Origin of the sequence: Gordonia hongkongensis (assembly GCF_023078355.1) — a bacterium.
Taxonomy (GTDB): domain Bacteria; phylum Actinomycetota; class Actinomycetes; order Mycobacteriales; family Mycobacteriaceae; genus Gordonia; species Gordonia hongkongensis.
Genome location: NZ_CP095552.1, coordinates 1,778,161 through 1,797,453 on the forward strand (window position 1 = coordinate 1,778,161; position 19,293 = coordinate 1,797,453).

Genomic DNA, 19,293 nt, shown 5'->3' on the forward strand with positions numbered 1-19,293 from the left:
AGGTCAGCCCAACACCAGGAGCCAGGCGGCGACGTAGTGCAGCAGGGCCGCGACTGCGGTGCATGCATGGAACACCTCGTGATGACCGAAGGTCTCCGGCCAGGGGTCGGGCCAGCGTGCCGCATAGAGGACGCCACCGACGCTGTAGAAGACACCGCCGAGCGCGAGCAGGATCAGAACGGGCAGACCGGTCTCGCCGACGAGCGCCGGGGCGACGGCCACGATCACCCAGCCCAGCACGATGTAGAGGGTGACCCCGAGCCAGCGGGGTGCGCCGGGCCACGCGATCTTGAGGGTCGCACCGGCGGCTGCGCCGGCCCAGACGATGCCGAGGACCCACCAACTGGTCGGCGAGGGAAGCCCGAGGGCGCAGAACGGCGTGTAGGTGCCGGCGATGAACAGGAAGATCATCGCGTGGTCGCCACGTTTCATCCGGGTCCGCGCGCGGGCGGTCTTCCACGGAATCCGGTGGTAGCCGGCGCTGATCGCGAAGAGTCCGAGCACGGTGACCGCGTAGACGGCACACGGGACGACGGCGACGGGGTCGCCGACCGTGGCCGCGCCGATCACCAGGGCCAGCCCCGCGACCGCGGCCACATAGGCGGAGTAGTGGTGGATGACCCCGCGCAGTCGTGGGCGGACGTCAGCCGGCGGGTTCAGCAACGTGCTCACCGAACCTACGGTACCGTAACTTCGCGCGTCCACAGCGTCACCGGCAAGGCGCGATGCGACGCGTAAGGTGTCCTGCGTGACACGAGGCCGACACGACGCGGGAACGACGCGAGGATGAAGCTCCTGCCGGACCGGCTTCGACGACCCGTTCTCTCCGTCTACGAACGGCGGCTCATCCAGCTCCTCGACACCGAGCGCCTGCCGCGTCACGTGGCGATCATCTGCGACGGCAACCGGCGGTGGGCGCGTGAGGCTGGTTTCGAGGACGTCAGCCACGGACATCGCGTGGGTGCCCAGCGCATCGCGGACATGCTCGGCTGGTGCGCCGGCCTGGGCATCGAAGCCGTCACGATCTACCTGTTGTCGGCCGAGAACCTCAACCGGTCGTCGGACGAGCTCGACGCACTCCTCGAGATCGTGCCGGACATCGTCGACGAGATCTCCGCGTCCGAGGGCGAGTGGCGGATCCGCATCGTCGGCACCCTCGACGCACTGCCCGAGCCGGTGGCCGGACGTCTGCGGGCGGCCGCCGACCGCACCGCCGAACGGCAGGGGATGAACGTCAACGTCGCCGTCGGATACGGCGGGCGCCAGGAGATCGTGGACGCGGTTCGCGCACTCCTGGAGGAGAAGGTGACCGCCGGGGCGACTGCGGCCGAGATGGTGGATGCGGTCACCGTGGAGGCGATCGACGCCAATCTCTACACCAAGGGTCAGCCCGACCCGGATCTCGTGATCCGGACCTCCGGAGAGCAGCGGCTGTCGGGATTCCTGTTGTGGCAGAGCGCCTATTCGGAGATCTGGTTCACCGACGCCTACTGGCCGGAGTTCCGTCGGGTGGACTTCCTGCGCGCCTTGCGCGACTACTCCGCGCGGAGCCGGCGGTTCGGCAAGTGACTCCGCCGGTGTCGATCCGCGCCGGGTTCAGCGTGCGGCGGAGTCGGCCAGGAGCCCGGTCAATGCGGTGAGATCGGCGCCGAAGGTCGACGCCGCGGGAGTGCCGAAGCCGACGCCGATCCCGCCGGAGGGCAGCGGGTCGGCGTCGGGATGCCGGAACAGGGACTGTCCGGTCACCGCGATTCCGCGTTCGTAGGCCCGGTGGACGATGGTTCCCTCGTCGGCATGGTCGACGGGGATCAACGCGTGCAGTCCGGCGGCGATGCCGGGGAGTTCGAGTCCGATTCCGGCCAGGGCCGACACCAGCGCATCGCGCCGGGTCCGGTAGGCCTGACGGCTGCGCCGGATGTGCCGGTCGTAGGCTCCGGAACCGATCAGTTCGGCCAGCGTGAGCTGATCGACGATGCTCGCGTCGGCCTCACGGAAGCCCTTGCCGCGCAACACCGGTTCGACCAGGTGGGCGGGAGTGGCCAGCCAGCCCGCGCGTACCGCCGGCGACAGGCTCTTGCTCAGCGAGCCGGTGTGGACGACGACGTCGGGGCCGAGCGCCTGCAACGCACCGACCGGTTCGCGGTCGTAGCGGAACTCGCCGTCGTAGTCGTCCTCCACGATGACCGCGCCGGTCCGCCGCGCCCAGTCGACGACCTGCATCCGGCGCGCCGGCGAAAGAGCGACACCGGTGGGGAACTGGTGGCTGGGGGTCAGCACGACCGCGGCCGCCCCGGTGCGTTCGAGCTCGTCGATCACCATGCCGTCGGCGTCGATGCGCACCGGTACGACCCGCGCGCCGCCGCGCTCGAGGGCGTGCCGATGAAAGGGCAGACCGTGGCTCTCGACCGCGACGACACCACCGATCACCGTGCGCGCCAACAACTCCAGTGCCGACAGCACCGACGTCCCGAGAACGATCAGGTCCGGTGCGGTGCGGACACCCCGCGTGCGGGCCAGGTAACCGGTGAGGGCGTTCCGCAGCTCGAGGCGCCCGCGGGGGTGAGCCGGTCCGAAGGCGTCGTCGGGGGTCTCGGTCAGGGCGCGTCGGGTGGCGCGGATCCAGTCGTTGCGCGGGAACATCCCGGCGCAGGGTCGTCCCAGCGAGAAGTCGTGACGCAGGGCCGGCAAGGCGGTGGACGCACCGGGATCGTCGATGGCCGGTGGCCGTGCCGCACCGTCGGCGACCCGGGTGGCCGAGCCCTGGCGCGCGGTCAGCCACCCTTCCGCGATCAGTTCGGAGTAGACCGCCGACACGGTGCCGCGAGCGAGACCGAGGTCCGCGGCGAGGGATCGGTACGGCGGCAATGCGGTGCCCGCGGGCAGCCGGTTGTCGAGGATGGCCGAGCGCAGCGCCTCGGTGAGGGCCCGGCGCAGGGTGGCACCGCGCCCGCGTGCACCCGCGCCCGGATCGGGCTGCAGATCGAGGAAAAGGTCCGCGCCCAGCCGCTCGGCTACTTCGGCCCAGGGATCCGCCATCGAATTGACCCGCTTTTCTGCCATCGGATTGGACCACTTTCTTGAGCTAATTGCGGCATAGCCTAAACCCACAACACAGAGCTGTCCGTCCTTGAGGAGGAACGAGATGAAGATCGTGGTCGTGGGTGCCAGCGGTGCGCTGGGAAGTCGGGTCGCCGACCTGCTCGTCGAGCGGGGCCACGAGGTGGTGCGCGCCAGCCGGGCGACCGGCGTCGACGCCTACACCGGAACGGGTCTGGCGGCGGCGTTCGACGGTGCCGACGCCGTCGTCGACTGCCTCAGTCTCCAGACGCTGAAGGCGAAGGAGGCGATCGACTTCTTCGAGACCACGGCGACCAAGATCGGCCGCGCCGCGACGACGGCCGGCGTCGCGCACGTCGTCGTGGTGTCGATCGTCAACGCCGGCGATCCGGCGGTCAACGCCAAATTCGGTTACTACCAGGGCAAAGCGGCACAGGAGGCCGCCTACGGCGAGGTCGTCGACCCCGCGGCACTCAGCATCCTTGCGTCGGTGCAGTGGTTCGAGCTCGCCGAGCAGATGATGTCGTCGATGGGGTTCGGTCCGATCGCCGCGGTGCCCAGGATGCGGTGCGCCCCGGCCGCGGTCGCCGACGTGGCCGTGGCGGTCGCCGACGTGGTGACCGCGGGTCCGACCGGGAAGCGGACGATCGAGGTGAGCGGACCGGTGGAGATGGACCTGGTCGATGTGGCGAAAGCGGTTGCTGCGCAGACCGGCTCACCGCGATGGATATTCGGCGTCCGGTTCGGGGGGCCGGCGATCCGCGGGGGCGGACTCGTGCCCGCCGATCCCGACGTCGTCACGTCGACGACGCTCGACGGGTGGCTGGCCGGTCGCGAGAGTGCGAATGCCGGGGAACGGCGATGAGCGCCGCCGCCCGGCCGGCGACGAGAATGTGGATACCGCAGGACAATCCGTCCGTGTACAAGGCCCTCGTGGCTCTGCAGCGGGCATCGTCGGCCGGCGTTGACCCAGAACTCGCCGAACTGATCGTCATCCGGGCCTCGCAACTCAACGGGTGCGCCTACTGCCTGCACATGCACACCTCCGATGCCCTCGCCAAGGACATCGACCCGCACAAACTGATGATGATCGCCGCGTGGCGGGAGGCCGGATCGGCGTTCACCCCGGCCGAACGGGCGGCGCTGGCTCTCACCGAGAGCGTCACGCTGATCGGCGAGAACGGTGTCCCCGACGACGTGTTCGATTCCGCACGAGCCTATTTCGACGCCGCCGCGATGGGTCAGCTGGTCGCGTCGATCGTGATGATCAACGCGTGGAACCGCATCGCGCTGGCCGGCGGGTACCCGGCCGGACTCGACGAACGCCGGGCCGCGTCGTCGGTCAGAGCTTCCGCAGGCGCACCCGGTTGATGGAGTGGTCGTAGTCCTTGCGCAGCACCAGTGACGCCCGCGGCCGGGTGGGCAGGATGTTCTCGATCAGATTCGGACGGTTGATCGAGGTCCACAGATCCCGGGCCGCGGCGGTCGCCTGATCGTCGGTCAGCGACGCGTACGCGTGGAAGTGCGAGTCCGGGTTGGCGAACGAGGTGGTCCGCATCTGCAGGAAGCGCGAGATGTACCAGGATTCGATGTCGTCGATCTTGGCGTCGACGTAGATGGAGAAGTCGAACAGGTCCGAGACCATCAGCGTCGCTCCGGTCTGGAGCACGTTGAGGCCCTCGAGGATCAGGATGTCGGGCTGGCGCACATAGTGATAGACGTCGGGCACGATGTCGTAGGCGAGGTGCGAGTAGACCGGCGCGGCGACCTCGCGCGCACCCGACTTCACCTCGGTGACGAAGCGCAGAAGGGCCCGGCGATCGTAGGACTCGGGAAATCCCTTGCGGTGCAGAATGCCCCGACGCTGCATCTCCGCGGTGCGCAGCAGAAAACCGTCGGTGGTGATCAGGTCCACCTTCGGGTGGGACTCCCAGCGGGCGAGCAGGGCGGCGAGCACGCGTGCCGTCGTCGACTTCCCGACCGCCACACTGCCGGCGATCCCGATGACGAAGGGCACCTGCCGATTGGTCTGTCGCTCACCGAGGAAGGTGGAGGTCGCGGCGAACAACCGTTGCCGCGCAGCGACTTGCAGGTGGATCAGACGAGAGAGCGGCAGATACACGTCGGCGACCTCGTCGAGGTCGATCTGCTCACCGAGGCCGACGAGCTCGGCCAGTTCGTCCTCGTTGAGGACCAGGGGCATCGACTCGCGGAGTTCGCGCCACTGCCTCCGGTCGAGTTCCAGGTACAGACTGGGATCCCGATCGGTGGCGTTGCGGGCCATCAGGGCAGCTCCGCCGATGTCGGTTCCGCCGCTCCCGGAGTGATCATGCGTACAGCTTAGGGCGACGTGTGACAGCGTCGATCGGTAGCCTGCCGGTATGCCGTCCCCGACCGTCGCCGACACCGACCACGCCTCGGACCCGCTGGTGGCCGAGTACCTCCGCCTCGGCCTCGCTTTCGACCGCCTCGAACGGGGCTTCGTCGACGCCTACACCGGCGATCCCGCGCTGAAGGCGGAGGTCGAGAACGCGTCCGCACCCGATCCCGCCCGGCTCGCCGACCGCGCGCGCGGGCTGCTCGCCGACCTGCCCGGTGCTCTCGACGCGGCGCGCGCCGAGTTCATCGGCGCCCACCTGCGCGCGCTGGAGTGCTCGGCGCGCAAATTCGCCGGCGACGACGTCGGATTCGTCGACGAGGTCCGCGCCTACTTCGACGTCGACATCGCGATGGCCGATCCGGACCGGTATCGGCAGGCGCACGCCGACCTGGCGGAGGCCCTCGGCGTCCCGGGCGCCACCGGCGACGAGCTCCGCGACATCTACGCCGCGCACCGGCGTGCCGACGAGATCCCGCCCGAGCGGGTCGACGAGTGTGTCCGCGCGTTCAGCGGCGCGCTCCGCGAACGAGTTCGGTCCGCATATCCGTTGCCGGACAACGAGATCGTCGAGTTCGAGGTCGTCACCGACAAGCCGTGGTCGGGATTCAACTACTACCTCGGCAACTATCGCTCACGCGTCGCCATCAACGCCGATCTCACGCAGTACATGTCCTCCCTGCCCGCGCTCATCGCGCACGAGGCCTACCCCGGTCACCACACCGAGCACTGCCGTAAAGAGCAGTTGCTCGTCGGCGCGGGGCACGACGAGCAGTCGATCTTCCTGGTCAACACCCCGCAGTGCCTGATGGCCGAGGGCCTCGCCGACCACGCGCTGGCCGCGATCGTCGGTCCCGAGTGGGAAACGTGGGCACAGGAGATCTACGCCGACCTCGGACTCCGCTTCGACGCCGGCCGGGCGATGGGCGTCGGACGCGCCACCGCCGGGCTCCTCGGCGTTCGTCAGGACGCCGCGCTGCTGCTGCACGACCGCCACGCCGACGCCGACACCGTCGCCGAACATCTCCGGCGCTGGCTTCTCGCACCCGAGGAACGGGCCCGGCAGATGCTGCGATTCCTCACCTCGCCGCTCTGGCGCGCGTACATCAGCACCTACGTCGAGGGATACCGATTGGTCGAGGCGTGGCTCGAGCAGGCCGACGACCGCGCGGCCGCCTTCGGTCGCCTACTCGACGAACCACTCATCCCGGCGAGTCTGCGGCGCGAACTGCTGTAGACACTCGGCCCGCTCGCTTCGCTCCCGGCGCCTGGTACCTAGAATCGGGGCATGACCGCGAATCCGTCATCCTTGAACTCGATGTCCCTGGCCGAGCTCGACCCCGACGTCGCAGCCGCCATGAACGGTGAACTCAGCCGCCAGCGGGACACCCTCGAGATGATCGCCTCGGAGAACTTCGTGCCGCGTGCGGTGCTGCAGGCCCAGGGCAGCGTGTTGACCAACAAATACGCCGAGGGATATCCGGGACGTCGCTACTACGGCGGGTGCGAGTACGTCGACGTCGTCGAGGACATCGCCCGCAACCGGGCGAAGGAACTGTTCGGCGCCGACTTCGCGAACGTGCAACCGCACTCGGGTGCCCAGGCCAACGCCGCGGTGCTGCAGGCCCTGATGGAGCCGGGGGAGACCATGCTCGGTCTCGACCTCGCGCACGGCGGTCACCTCACCCACGGCATGCGCCTGAACTTCTCCGGCAAGCTCTACGAGAACGCCTTCTACGGCGTGAGCAAAGAGGACTTCCGCATCGACATGGACGAGGTGCGCAAGATCGCCCTCGACGTCAAACCGAAGGTCATCGTCGCCGGGTGGTCGGCCTACCCGCGCACGCTCGACTTTGAGGCGTTTCGCTCCGTCGCCGACGAGGTCGGTGCATACCTCTGGGTCGACATGGCCCACTTCGCCGGTCTCGTCGCCGCCGGCCTGCATCCGTCGCCGGTCCCGCATGCCGACGTCGTGTCCTCGACCGTGCACAAGACCCTCGGCGGCCCGCGTTCGGGGATCATCCTGGCCAAGCAGGAGTGGGCCAAGAAGCTGAACTCGGCGGTGTTCCCCGGTCAGCAGGGCGGGCCGCTCATGCACGCGATCGCCGGTAAGGCGGTGGCCCTGAAGATCGCCGCCACCGACGAATTCGCCGAGCGCCAGCGGCGCACCCTGTCCGGGGCGCGGATTCTCGCCGAACGCCTCAACGGCACGGATGTGGCCGGCGCCGGCGTCTCGGTCCTGACCGGCGGTACCGACGTCCACCTCGTGCTCGTCGATCTGCGCAACAGCGCACTCGACGGCCAGCAGGCCGAGGACCTGCTGCATCAGGTCGGCATCACCGTCAACCGCAATGCGGTGCCGTTCGATCCGCGGCCGCCGATGGTCACCTCGGGCCTGCGCATCGGCACCCCGGCGCTGGCCACCCGCGGCTTCGACGACGAACAGTTCACCGAGGTCGCCGACATCATCGCCACCGCGCTCGCGGCCGGCGACGCCGCCGACGTCTCGGCGCTGCGTGGTCGCGTGTCCAAGCTCGCGCTCGACTTCCCGCTCTACGACGGTCTCGAGGAGTGGGGCCTGATGAGCCGGATCTGACCTGGATTGCCTGTCCCGGCGGCGCGTCCGTATCCTTTCAGCGATGAACGCCCTCACTGAAGACGACCTGATCATCGCGCTCGAGAAGGCTCTTCCCGAGATCGCCGAAGACCACCAGTCGGCCGCGGCTCCGTGGAATCCGCACGACTGGGTGCCGTGGGACGACGGACGCAACTTCGGGTTCCTCGGCGGAGCGGATTTCGATCCGTCGGAGGCCTTCCTGTCCGATGAGGCACGTGCGGGACTGCTCGCCCTCCTGCTGACCAAGGACAACCTGCCGTCGTACCACCGGGTGCTGGCCAAGCACTTCCCGGCCTTCTCGGACTGGCGGCAGCTCGTGGGCGTGTGGACCGCCGAGGACAACCGCCACGCGATCGTCCTGCGCGACTACCTCGTCGTGCGGCGCGCGATCGATCCGGTGGACGCCGAGGAGCGTCGTCGCATCCACGTCACGCAGGGGTATCGGCAGACGCCGGAGCAGGTCGAGCCGCTCGGCCCGCTCGACGTGCTCGCGCTGATGGCGGTACACGAGAACCAGTGCGTGCACTTCATCAAGCGCCTGTCGGCGGTTGCCGGCGACGAGGCGCTCGTGGAGATCCTGACGAAGATCTCCAACGACGACCAGGGCCAGGCCACCACCTTCGGCGCGTCCCTCAACGCCGGTGTCGTCGCCGACCAGGACACCACGGTCCTCGCCATCGACCGGGCGCTGGCCCTCGACGAGCCGATCGGCCACGACATCGCCGACTTCGACGCCGAGCGCGCACTCCTCGCCGACTACGAGAACGCCGAGGTGAAGGCGGCCATCGCGGCGGCCCTGGCCGACGCGGTCAAGCTCGACACCGTCTCCGGTCTCGGTGAGGAGGCGGAGGCCGCGCGCACCCGCATCCTCGCCCGCACCGGCCGCTGACGACTCGCGCCCAGTACGAACACGGCGCCACCGGGACGACGAAAGTCCTGGTGGCGCCGTGTTGCGTCTCCGGTGGAAACGATACGGCGGTTTACCCACAATTCACGCCGACACACCGGATTCCGGCGCGCCGCCAACGATTTCCGCGCGTACGTTGGCGAGTGACGGACCGCGGGGAAGCGGTTCGTTCGGGAGGTTCAATTCGTGGTTTGTGCGAGCAACGCGAGGGGGCCGGCCCCGGTCCTCGTCCCCCTCGGCTGACGCCGGGACAACGGACAACTGGACCGGCCGGTCGACCAACACTGGTTTGTGCGGGAGCCGCACGAACGTAGGAGCCCCACGTGACCACACGCACCTACGTCCTCGATACCTCCGTGCTGCTGTCCGATCCCTGGGCGGTCATGCGTTTCGCCGAACACCACGTCGTGCTGCCACTGGTGGTCATCAGCGAACTCGAGGGCAAACGTCACCACCACGAACTCGGCTGGTTCGCGCGTGAGGCGTTGCGCATGCTCGACGACATGCGACTCGAACACGGCCGGCTCGACCTGCCGCTCGAGATCGGCGACGAGGGCGGCACCCTCCAGGTGGAGCTCAACCACACCGACCCCGCGGTGCTGCCCGCCGGCTTCCGCACCGATTCGAACGACTCCCGGATCCTCGCCTGCGCACTGAACCTGCGCGCCGAGGGCAAGGACGTGACCCTGGTCTCGAAGGACACACCGCTGCGGGTGAAGGCCGGCGCGGTGGGCCTGGCCGCCGACGAGTACCACGCGCAGGATGTCGTGGTCTCAGGGTGGTCGGGCATGACCGAACTCGATGTCGCCACCGCCACGGTCGACACGCTGTTCGCCGAGGGCGTCGTCGACCTCGACGAGGCACGCGAACTGCCGTGTCACACCGGTGTTCGACTGCTCAGCGCCACGTCGAGTGCCCTGGGCCGGGTGAACGCGGACAAGCGGGTGCAACTGGTCCGCGGCGACCGCGAGGCCTTCGGACTGCACGGACGGTCGGCCGAGCAGCGGGTCGCCCTCGACCTGCTCCTCGACGAGAGCGTGGGGATCGTCTCGCTCGGCGGCAAGGCCGGTACCGGAAAATCGGCGCTCGCGCTTTGTGCGGGACTGGAAGCGGTCCTGGAACGGCGTACCCAGCGGAAGGTCGTCGTGTTCCGGCCGCTGTACGCCGTCGGCGGACAACAGCTCGGCTATCTGCCCGGTAGTGAGTCCGACAAGATGGGTCCGTGGGCGCAGGCGGTCTTCGACACGCTGGAGGGGCTCGCGTCGCCGGAGGTCATCGACGAGGTCTTGAGCCGCGGCATGCTGGAGGTGCTGCCCCTGACGCACATCCGCGGGCGGTCGCTGCACGATTCGTTCGTCATCGTCGACGAGGCGCAGTCGCTGGAACGCAACGTGCTGCTCACCGTACTGTCCCGCCTGGGGTCGGGATCTCGCGTGGTGCTGACACACGATGTCGCGCAACGTGACAATCTTCGCGTGGGCCGCCATGACGGCGTCGCCGCGGTCATCGAGAAGCTGAAGGGACACCCGCTCTTCGCGCACATCACGCTCACCCGCAGCGAGCGGTCGCCGATCGCCGCACTCGTGACCGAGATGCTCGAGGAGTTCGCGCCGTAGGGTCGGCGCCGACCTCTGGGTTCCAATTGCTCGGTGGCCGTAAGGATTTCGCCGCCGGAAACTCGAAGGCCGCGTCGACTCCGGAAGGGAGTCGACGCGGCCCTCGTGTGTCAGATCAGGCGGTCGGCGGTTCGATCGGGGTGAAGTCGCGGAGCGAATTCAAGAGGTCGACGATGGCGGTGAGCAGTTCGACGTTCTCCAAGGATGTCATTGTTCTCCTTTAATCGAATGGCTATCCGTTTCGACGGCCGCCTTTATTCGACGCCGTCGTTCGCAACAGTAATGATCTGATAACAAACGCGCAAACAAAGTCCAAGAGAATTCGACCCCTTTCTCAGATTAATTCGTCGAATGCGTTTTTGTACTGCATCTCGAATCATGGCAATTCGGTGTTTTCGAATCGAGAAATCGACCTCGACCGAGTGAATCCGGCTTCTGTCCATACGCTGACCGACTCGTCGCCGACACCCGATCCGAACCGCACCGTGACCAGGACGTGACTCATGGTCTCTTGCGTACTGTCAGACTGGCATGGTGCAGAAGTTACTGATGAGGCGAATGAGACTGCTGGGACTGTTGGTGATCGCGGTGCTCGCCGCGGTTGTCGGCGGCGCCGGGCAGTCGGTCGCCGCCCCAGAGACAACTACACCCGAGACATCCACGCCGGGGACGTCCACCACGCCTAGTCCGGGAACGACGCCCGGGTCGGGCATGCCGCTGCTCGACGGCATTCTCGACCAGCTCGCCGGTGGGACCGGGTCGGACGACGGCACCGGCGGTGCCGGTGTACCCGGGGCGGGTGGGCCGACGAGCCAGATGATCGTCGTGACCGCGCCGAAGGCGTCCGACACCACCGCCACCCTGACGGCCTTCGACCGGGGCGCCGACGGCAGTTGGAAACCCGTCATCGGCCCGACGAAGGCCTACCTCGGTTCGCTGGGCATGGGCGAGCCGAAGGACAACGTCCACCGGACCCCGCAGGGCACCTTCCCGCTCGACCAGGCCTTCGGCCGTGCGGAGAATCCCGGGACCAAGATGCCGTATCGCAAGGTCGACCAGCAGGACTGGTGGGACTCGAACATGAAGTCGCCGACCTACAACACGCACGTGCGTCAGCCGCAGAGCCCCGGCGGAGACAGTGAGAACCTCTACAACTCCGGACCGGTCTACGACTACGCGGTCAACATCGCGCACAACCCGCAACGCACCCCGGGGCGGGCGTCGGCGATGTTCCTCCACGTGACGAACGGTGAACCGACCATGGGTTGTGTCGCGATCGAACGCGAGCTGATGAAACAGATCCTCGTGTGGCTCGATCCGGCCAAGAACCCGAAGATCACCATCGGTGTCAACCAGGGTGCACCCGCAGGCGACGTGCCCGGAGCAACCCCTCAAACCGCTCCGGGCACGACGCCGGGGGCGACGCCTCCCACCACCTCGGGCGTTCCGGGTGCCGACGTCCTGACCGGTCTGCTCTCGCAGCTCGTCGGCGTGGTTCCGGCCCTCTTCGGGCTCGGCGGTCAGGCGGGCTGATCGGTCCGGCCGGGCCGGGCGCGAACGTCGGACAAACTCATCCGGGCACATTGGCAGCCGGGGCACCACGTGGCCTCGGTGCCGGTGTGCCACCCGTTGACCCGGGCGAGATCGTCCAGATCGGACTGGCGGAGCGGCGTACGGATCGCGAACGCGCGTCCGCAACTACCGCAGTGCCGGTCGGAGGGGGAAGTCCCGGTTTCCACGAATGCGGAAACAACTGTCATCTCGATGGATCTCTCTGTCACGGTTCGGGCGTCGGTCCGCACTCGTCCGAGAGCCCTCCCAGTCGGACGAGCGACCATTTCAGTGTCAGCTTATGTGATGTAGATCTCAAGAGTCGAATGACACATCGTTCGATCGACCCCTCCGCGTGGCCCCCCGCGCGGCGTTTCAGCGTCGTCGGTCGCGGTTCGCGGTCTTCGCCGCGTACACCGCCGCCTGGGTCCGGCGCTCCATGCCGAGCCTGCCGAGCAGTCGCGAGACATAGTTCTTGACGGTCTTCTCGGCGAGATGCATCCGCGCGGCGATCTGCCGGTTGGTCAGGCCCTCGCCGAGAAGGGCCAGCAGCGTCCGATCCTGCTCGCTGAGTCCGTCGTCCGCCGGTTCCGCGGCGTCCTGCCGGGCGCGTAGCCGATCCATCAACGCCGCCGCGGCGCGGTTGTCGAGCAGAGACCGGCCGGCGCCCACCTCGGCGATCGCCCGCGCCAGTTCCAACCCGGTGATGTCCTTGATGACGTATCCGCTGGCCCCGGCCAGGATGGCGTCCATCATCGCCTCGTCGTCGGTCAGTGAGGTCAGCATGAGGCAACGCAGGCCGTCCACCCTGCTGAGGAGCTCACGGCACAATTCGATGCCGTTGCCGTCCGGAAGCCGGACGTCGAGCACGGCGACATCCGGAGACACCGCGGGAATGCGCGCGAGCGCCTGCGCGACGCTGGCGGCCTCGCCGACGACCTCCACGTCGGAAACGGAGTCGAGCAACTCGACGAGTCCCCGTCGGACGATTTCGTGGTCGTCCACCAGGAAAACCCTGATCATGCCGTCTCCCTCCGGATCGGACACCTGAGTCGGATTGTAGGACGGGCCGAACGAATTAGACGAATGTGTGCAGGTCTAACCAAATGTCATCGCTCGTGTCCCAACCCGAGCGAAACCGCGTTCGAACCCGAAGTGCAGCACCCGGAAATGAACCTGACTATGATCCGGTACATGGTTTCCGAATTCTCGGAACTGGATCCGAGATCGCTCGAATTGCGGAAAGCGCTGTCGCAGATGCGTTTGCGCGAACTGCTCGACGAGGTCTCCGACCGGATCAGCCAGATCGCCGACGTACGCGATCAGACCGACGGGCTCCTGCAGGCGATGCTGGTCGTCAGTTCCGGACTCGATCTGGAAACCACCCTCGAATCGATCGTGGCGTCGGCGATCCGTCTCGTCGACGCCGAGTACGGGGCGCTGGGCGTGCTCGGGAGCGGGCATCACCTGTCCGCGTTCCTCTCCCAGGGCATCGACGCCGAGACCCGGGTACTGATCGGCGACCTGCCCACCGGTGGCGGCGTCCTCGGTCAGCTCATCGACCAGCCCGAGCTCCTGCGGTTGTCCGACCTGTCCGAGCACCCCGAATCGGTGGGTTTCCCCGCCAACCACCCGCCGATGACGAGTTTCCTGGGCACACCGATCCGGGTCCGCGACGAGGTCTTCGGCAATCTCTATCTGACCGAGAAGAGGAACGGCGGCGTCTTCACCGAGGACGACGAGGTGGTCATCCAGGCACTGGCCTCGGCTGCCGGGATCGCGATCGACAACGCCCGGCTCTACGCGCAGGCGCAGAACCAGCTGGCCTGGATCGAGGCCAACCGCGACGTGATGACCGAATTGCTGACCGGCGCCGATCATCAAGACGTCCTCGAGCAGATCGCGCGGAAGGTGCTGACCCTGGCCGATGCCGACCTGGTCTTCATCGCCGAGCCCCACGACACCGAAGAACCCGTGGAACTGATCGACGAACTGGTGATCACGGTCGCCGAGGGAGAAGACGGACACGTCTTCCGCGGCCAGAGCATCCCCATCACCGGGTCGACCTCGGGGACGGCGTTCGTCCAGCGCCGGCCCGTGCTCCGGAATCACCTGGAGTACGAGGTCGGCGATTCGACGCGCTACGGGCCGGTCATGGCCGCCCCGCTGCGCACCGTCGATTCCACACGAGGCGTGCTGATCGCGATGCGGGCCGACGGGCGGGAGCCGTTCGCCCGGGATCTCCTCGGGCTGAGCGCCGACTTCGCCGACCAGGCCGCACTCGCGATGCAGCTGGCCACCGCGACGATGCAGGCCCACCACATGCGCGTGCTCGAAGACCGCGAGCGTATCGCGCGCGACCTCCACGATCATGTGATCCAGCGGATCTTCGCCGAGGGGCTCAGCCTACAGGCGACGCTGCAGCGCACCCACTCACCCGATATCCGGTCGCGGCTCACCCGCTCGATCAACAACCTCCAGGACATCGTCCAGGAGGTGCGCTCGACCATCTTCGACCTGCAGACGGAGGACATGACCGTCACTCGGTTGCGCCAGCGTGTGCAGGAGGTCATCGACCAGCAGATCGACGACCTGCCGATCCAGATGCACGTGCGGACCTCGGGTCCGCTGTCCGTGGTCGATCGCCCATTGGCCGAGAATGTCGTCGCGGTGATACGCGAGGCGGTCAGCAACGTCGTGAAGCACGCCCGGGCCACGACGGTGACGGTGTCGATCACGGTCGCCGACGAGCTGGTCGTCGAGGTCATCGACAACGGCATCGGGCTGCCGGCGGACGTGACTCCGAGCGGTCTGGCCAACCTCGCGCTCCGGGCCGAGAAGGCCGGCGGAACGTTCACGACGACCCCGCCGCCGGGCGGCGGTCTCGCGCTGCGGTGGTCGGCGCAGCTCTAGTGACACACCACTAGGGGGCGTCCGCCTCGGCCGGTAGTCGCCATGCCGACATGCGTTCGGTCAGCCAGGCGACCGTTTGGAGTCCGGTGAGCACGCCGAAGAGCACGAGCAGCCACACGGACAATCCGATGATCGCGCAGACGGCGAATGCGGCGAGGAAAGCGACGAGAACGGCCGTGAGAGTGATGACGGTCCCCCTGGGAGAGCTTGCTCCGACTGTGTGCGGAGAAATTGACCCTCACACCATCCACCGACGTCGCGCCCGCCGGGAGGGGCCGAAGGTCACCGATCCGAGGGGCCAAGGAAACGTCGGGTCGTCGCCGCTGCCGCTGCTGATGCGCGGCGGGTCGTGCCGACTCAGGCGGGCCGACCCCGTTTGAGCTCGAAGCCGGTCACATGACGGGGGTCGCCCTCTCGAGGCGCGGTCGCCATCTCGATCTGCGCCCGCGCCTGGTCGACGACCGGGGTGTCCGGATCGAGGACGGAGAGGTAGCGGTCGTGGGCGGCGAGTGCTCGAACGGCCGCGTCGAGTTGTTCCTCGACCTCGACGCCGTGGGTCGCCGCCGGACCGTTCTCGAACAACCACGACGGCGGGGCTTCCAGGGCGTCGTAGGCCTCGAGGACCGCCGCGGCGAACTCCATGTGGTCGCGCTGATTGGGCATGCCCGGCGCCCACTCGGGTCCACCGAAGAGCGAGACGATCACCTGCGGCCGCACCCGTTCGACGGTCTCGGTGATCTTGTCCCGCAACTCCGGCACGTTGCGGATGTCACTGTCGGGGAACCCCCAGAACTCCACCTCGTCCACGCCGACGATCGACGCGGACGCGCGCTGCTCCGCTTCCCGCAGGGGGCCGCACTCGGCGGGCGGCAGACCCTCGATGCCCCGCTCGCCGCTCGAGGCCAGCGCGTAGACGACGCGCTTGCCCTCGCCGGTCCAGCGGGCGACGGCCGCCGCCATCCCGTACTCGGGGTCGTCGGGGTGGGCGACGAGCACGAGCGCGGTCTGCCAGTCGGTGGGGAAGGGGAGCAGCTGCGCCGTCACGGTTCTCAGCGCTCCCGGTCGAGATTGGCCATCTTCAGCACGTCGAGCCGGGCGTCCAGTTCGTCCTCGGTCAGCTTCTCGCCGACCAGGCCACGTTCGAGGACGGTCTCGCGGATGGTCTTGCCCTCCTTCAGTGCCTGCTTGGCGACGGCCGCTGCCTCCTCGTAGCCGATGGCGCTGTTGAGGGGGTGACGATCGACGGCGAACTCTCCGCGAGCGTGCGCAACCGCTCGGTGTTGGCCTGCAGACCGGTAATACAGCGGTCGGCGAACAACCGCGAGACGTTCGCGAGCAGCTTGAGGGACTCGAGGACGTTGCGCGCCATCATCGGGATGTAGACGTTGAGTTCGAAGGCGCCGTTGCCGCCGCCCCAGGTGACCGCGGCGTCGTTGCCGATGACCTGCGCCGCCACCTGCGTGACAGCTTCGGGCAGAACGGGATTGACCTTGCCCGGCATGATGGAGCTGCCCGGCTGCAGGTCGGGGAGCAGGATCTCGCCGAGCCCGGTGAGCGGACCCGAGCCCATCCAGCGGACGTCGTTGGCGATCTTGGTCAGCGACACCGCGATCGTCTTCAACTGGCCGGAGAGTTCGACGAGCCCGTCACGGGCCGCCTGCGCCTCGAAGTTGTCCTTCGCGAGGGTGAGTGACTCGACGCCGGTGAGCGACACGAGTTCGGCGACCACCTTGGTGCCGAAGCCATCTGGCGCATTGAGGCCGGTGCCGACCGCGGTACCGCCGATGGGCAGTTCGCCGACGCGCGGGAGGGCGGCGGTGATGCGCTCGATGCCGGCCTCGACCTGACGCGCGTAACCGCCGAACTCCTGTCCGAGCGTGACCGGTACCGCGTCCATCAGATGCGTGCGCCCGCTCTTGACGACCTCACGCCATTCGGTTGCCTTGTCGGCCAACGTCTTCTGCAGATGTTCGAGCGCCGGGATCAGGTCGGTGACGGCGGCCTCGGTGGCGGCGACGTGCGTCGCCGTCGGGAAGGTGTCGTTGGACGACTGGGACATGTTGACGTGGTCGTTCGGATGCACCTCGACGCCGTTGGACTTGGCGATCGACGCGATGACCTCGTTGGTGTTCATGTTCGAGCTGGTGCCCGAACCGGTCTGGAACACGTCGATCGGGAACTGGTCGTCGTGGCGTCCGTCCGCGATCTCGGTGGCCGCGGCGACGATCGCGTCGGCCTTCTCCTTGTCGAGCAGACCGAGGTCGGCGTTGACGGTGGCGCAGGCCGCCTTCAGCAGTCCCATCGCCCGGATCTGGGTCCGTTCGAGGGGGCGTCCGCTGATCGGGAAGTTCTCCACGGCACGCTGCGTCTGTGCCCGCCACAGGGCGTCGACGGGTACCCGGACCTCGCCCATGGTGTCGTGCTCGATGCGGTATTGCTCGCCCTGCGCGTCGGTCTGTGTTTCCTCGGTCATCGGCGTGCCTACTCCTTCGATCGAATCCTTATGCCGCTCAGCGGGACGTTGACGGCCCCACTCGGGTCGGTGAAAAAGTCGTTGCCCTTGTCGTCAACGACGATGAAGGCCGGAAAATTCTCGACCTCGATCTTCCACACGGCCTCCATGCCGAGTTCGGGGTACTCGATGATCTCCTGGCTCTTGATGCAGTCGAGCGCGAGACGTGCCGCGGGCCCGCCGATGGAGCCGAGGTAGAAACCGCCGTGCGCGCCGCACGCCTCGGTGACCTGCTTGGATCGATTCCCCTTGGCCAGCATGACCATCGAGCCCCCGGCGGCCTGGAACTGCTCGACATAGCTGTCCATCCGGCCGGCCGTCGTCGGACCGAACGATCCGGAGGCCATGCCCTCGGGGGTCTTCGCCGGCCCGGCGTAGTAGACCGGGTGGTCGCGCAGGTAGTCGGGCATCGGCTCGCCGGCATCGAGGCGTTCCTTGATCTTGGCGTGGGCGATGTCGCGCGCGACGACCAGCGGTCCGGTCAGCGACAGGCGCGTCTTGACCGGATACTGCGAGAGTTGCGCGAGGATCTCCGGCATCGGGCGGTTGAGGTCGACCTCGACCACCTCGCCACCCGAGATGTCCTCGGCCACACCGGCTGCGGGCATGTAGCGGGCCGGATCGGTCTCGAGCTGTTCGAGGAACACGCCGTCGGCGGTGATCTTGCCGAGGGCCTGACGGTCGGCCGAGCAGGAGACCGCGATCGCCACCGGGCACGACGCACCGTGGCGGGGCAGCCGGACCACGCGCACATCGTGACAGAAGTACTTGCCGCCGAACTGCGCCCCGATGCCGAAGGACTGTGTGAGCCGGAAGACCTCGTCCTCGAGCTCGAGATCGCGGAAACCGTGCGCCGACATCGAACCCTGCGTGGGCAGGTTGTCGAGGTAGTGCGCCGACGCGTACTTGGCGGTCTTGAGCGCGAATTCGGCTGAGGTGCCGCCGATCACGACGGCCAGGTGGTACGGCGGGCAGGCCGCGGTGCCCAGCGAGCGGATCTTCTCGTCGAGGAACTTCAGGATGCTCGTCGGGTTCAGGATCGCCTTCGTCTCCTGGAACAGGAACGACTTGTTGGCGCTGCCACCGCCCTTGGCCATGAACAGGAACTTGTACTCCGGACCCTTGGGCCCCTGCTCGGTGGCGTAGATCTCGATCTGGGCGGGCAGGTTCGAGCCGGTGTTCTTCTCCTCGTACGTCGTCAGCGGGGCGAGCTGCGAGTACCGCAGGTTGAGCTGCGTGTAGGCGTCGTAGACACCGCGGGAGATGGCCTCGGCGTCGTCGGTGCCGGTCAGGACCCCTTCGCTCTTCTTGCCCATCACGATGGCGGTGCCGGTGTCCTGGCACATCGGCAGCACGCCGCCGGCGGAGATGTTGACGTTCTTCAGCAGGTCAAGGGCGACGAACCGGTCGTTGCCCGAGGCCTCCGGGTCGTCGATGATCTTGCGCAACTGCGCGAGATGAGCCGGGCGGAGATAGTGGCTGATGTCGTGCATGGCCTCCGCGGTGAGCCTCCGGATGGCCTCCGGGTCGACCTTCAGGAAGGTCCGACCGTCGACGGAGAACGTGGACACACCCTCGGTCGTGATCAACCGGTACGGGGTCTCGTCGGCGCCGGTCGGGAGCAGATCGGAGTAGAGAAACTCGGGGGCTGAGGCTGGTTTACTCACGGACCGCATCGTATCGCCCACGACATCGGCCCCACGCCAGAGGTTGACTCGTGAAGTCACCGGTGTTGGTGTGGGG

General features: G+C 67.8%; 15 protein-coding genes and 1 pseudogene. 9 read left to right on the forward strand and 7 right to left on the reverse strand.

Translation table 11 applies throughout. The annotated features are described in order from the left end of the window. Positions 1–3: 3 nt before the first annotated feature. Positions 4–672, reverse strand: coding sequence for a PAQR family membrane homeostasis protein TrhA (gene trhA, locus MVF96_RS08075; RefSeq protein ID WP_247451829.1), 669 nt, complete (start codon positions 670–672; stop codon positions 4–6). A gap of 114 nt (positions 673–786) precedes the next feature. Between trhA and MVF96_RS08080 the strand changes: the two genes are divergently transcribed. Next, positions 787–1,569, forward strand: coding sequence for an isoprenyl transferase (locus MVF96_RS08080; RefSeq protein WP_058250733.1), 783 nt, complete (start codon positions 787–789; stop codon positions 1,567–1,569). A gap of 27 nt (positions 1,570–1,596) precedes the next feature. On the opposite strand, the gene pdxR is transcribed toward MVF96_RS08080, so the two are convergent. After that, entirely contained in the window at positions 1,597–3,060 is a 1,464-nt protein-coding gene (gene pdxR / locus MVF96_RS08085) for a MocR-like pyridoxine biosynthesis transcription factor PdxR (protein ID WP_058250732.1), read from the reverse strand. Between the two features lie 82 nt (positions 3,061–3,142). Between pdxR and MVF96_RS08090 the strand changes: the two genes are divergently transcribed. Together MVF96_RS08090 and MVF96_RS08095 are read left to right on the forward strand one after the other, a co-directional pair. After that, on the forward strand, positions 3,143–3,922 hold the full coding sequence (locus MVF96_RS08090) for an SDR family oxidoreductase (RefSeq protein ID WP_058250731.1): 780 nt from the start codon (positions 3,143–3,145) through the stop codon (positions 3,920–3,922). Then, on the forward strand, positions 3,919–4,428 hold the full coding sequence (locus tag MVF96_RS08095) for a carboxymuconolactone decarboxylase family protein (protein WP_058250730.1): 510 nt from the start codon (positions 3,919–3,921) through the stop codon (positions 4,426–4,428). The genes MVF96_RS08090 and MVF96_RS08095 overlap by 4 nt, the downstream gene beginning before the upstream one ends. Here the strand turns inward: MVF96_RS08095 and coaA are convergent. Further along, complete coding sequence (coaA, locus tag MVF96_RS08100) at positions 4,400–5,341, reverse strand: type I pantothenate kinase (RefSeq protein ID WP_058250729.1); 942 nt, start codon at positions 5,339–5,341, stop codon at positions 4,400–4,402. The genes MVF96_RS08095 and coaA overlap by 29 nt on opposite strands. Positions 5,342–5,438: 97 nt before the next feature. On the opposite strand from coaA, the gene MVF96_RS08105 reads away from it, so the two are divergent. The 5 genes from MVF96_RS08105 (at position 5,439) to MVF96_RS08125 (ending at position 12,107) form a co-directional block, all read left to right on the forward strand. After that, on the forward strand, positions 5,439–6,671 hold the full coding sequence (locus MVF96_RS08105; protein WP_058250728.1) for a hypothetical protein: 1,233 nt from the start codon (positions 5,439–5,441) through the stop codon (positions 6,669–6,671). Between the two features lie 51 nt (positions 6,672–6,722). After that, on the forward strand, positions 6,723–8,030 hold the full coding sequence (gene glyA / locus MVF96_RS08110) for a serine hydroxymethyltransferase (protein WP_058250727.1): 1,308 nt from the start codon (positions 6,723–6,725) through the stop codon (positions 8,028–8,030). Between the two features lie 43 nt (positions 8,031–8,073). Beyond that, positions 8,074–8,940, forward strand: coding sequence for an acyl-ACP desaturase (locus tag MVF96_RS08115; protein ID WP_058250726.1), 867 nt, complete (start codon positions 8,074–8,076; stop codon positions 8,938–8,940). Positions 8,941–9,281: 341 nt separating this feature from the next. Next, positions 9,282–10,574 carry a PhoH family protein gene (locus MVF96_RS08120; RefSeq protein ID WP_058250725.1) on the forward strand — a complete coding sequence of 431 codons (1,293 nt, stop codon included), beginning with the start codon at positions 9,282–9,284 and terminating at the stop codon, positions 10,572–10,574. 558 nt (positions 10,575–11,132) lie between these two features. Then, positions 11,133–12,107 (forward strand): L,D-transpeptidase family protein, encoded by a 975-nt coding sequence (locus MVF96_RS08125; RefSeq protein ID WP_211538250.1) that lies wholly within the window; start codon positions 11,133–11,135, stop codon positions 12,105–12,107. 393 nt (positions 12,108–12,500) lie between these two features. Here the strand turns inward: MVF96_RS08125 and MVF96_RS08130 are convergent, their stop codons facing one another. Further along, entirely contained in the window at positions 12,501–13,148 is a 648-nt protein-coding gene (locus MVF96_RS08130) for a response regulator (protein ID WP_211538188.1), read from the reverse strand. A 171-nt stretch (positions 13,149–13,319) separates the two neighbouring features. On the opposite strand from MVF96_RS08130, the gene MVF96_RS08135 reads away from it, so the two are divergent. Beyond that, on the forward strand, positions 13,320–15,038 hold the full coding sequence (locus MVF96_RS08135; protein WP_211538187.1) for a sensor histidine kinase: 1,719 nt from the start codon (positions 13,320–13,322) through the stop codon (positions 15,036–15,038). A gap of 357 nt (positions 15,039–15,395) precedes the next feature. Here the strand turns inward: MVF96_RS08135 and MVF96_RS08140 are convergent, their stop codons facing one another. The 3 genes and pseudogenes from MVF96_RS08140 to MVF96_RS08150 form a co-directional block, all read right to left on the reverse strand. After that, positions 15,396–16,082: a PIG-L deacetylase family protein gene (locus MVF96_RS08140; protein WP_211538186.1), complete on the reverse strand. Its 687-nt coding sequence runs from the start codon at positions 16,080–16,082 to the stop codon at positions 15,396–15,398. 5 nt (positions 16,083–16,087) lie between these two features. Continuing rightward, positions 16,088–17,511, reverse strand: a pseudogene (locus MVF96_RS08145) (class II fumarate hydratase). 8 nt (positions 17,512–17,519) lie between these two features. After that, positions 17,520–19,217 carry a fumarate hydratase gene (locus MVF96_RS08150; RefSeq protein ID WP_272499061.1) on the reverse strand — a complete coding sequence of 566 codons (1,698 nt, stop codon included), beginning with the start codon at positions 19,215–19,217 and terminating at the stop codon, positions 17,520–17,522. Positions 19,218–19,293: the final 76 nt, after the last annotated feature.

Coding starts and splice junctions, on each gene's coding strand:
- MVF96_RS08115 (WP_058250726.1), top strand. CDS start 8,074: ATGAACGCCCTCACTGAAGACGACCTGATCATCGCGCTCGAGAAGGCT.
- MVF96_RS08090 (WP_058250731.1), top strand. CDS start 3,143: ATGAAGATCGTGGTCGTGGGTGCCAGCGGTGCGCTGGGAAGTCGGGTC.
- MVF96_RS08135 (WP_211538187.1), top strand. CDS start 13,320: ATGGTTTCCGAATTCTCGGAACTGGATCCGAGATCGCTCGAATTGCGG.
- MVF96_RS08095 (WP_058250730.1), top strand. CDS start 3,919: ATGAGCGCCGCCGCCCGGCCGGCGACGAGAATGTGGATACCGCAGGAC.
- MVF96_RS08105 (WP_058250728.1), top strand. CDS start 5,439: ATGCCGTCCCCGACCGTCGCCGACACCGACCACGCCTCGGACCCGCTG.
- MVF96_RS08130 (WP_211538188.1), bottom strand. CDS start 13,148: ATGATCAGGGTTTTCCTGGTGGACGACCACGAAATCGTCCGACGGGGA.
- pdxR (WP_058250732.1), bottom strand. CDS start 3,060: ATGGCAGAAAAGCGGGTCAATTCGATGGCGGATCCCTGGGCCGAAGTA.
- coaA (WP_058250729.1), bottom strand. CDS start 5,341: ATGGCCCGCAACGCCACCGATCGGGATCCCAGTCTGTACCTGGAACTC.
- MVF96_RS08080 (WP_058250733.1), top strand. CDS start 787: ATGAAGCTCCTGCCGGACCGGCTTCGACGACCCGTTCTCTCCGTCTAC.
- glyA (WP_058250727.1), top strand. CDS start 6,723: ATGACCGCGAATCCGTCATCCTTGAACTCGATGTCCCTGGCCGAGCTC.
- MVF96_RS08125 (WP_211538250.1), top strand. CDS start 11,133: ATGAGACTGCTGGGACTGTTGGTGATCGCGGTGCTCGCCGCGGTTGTC.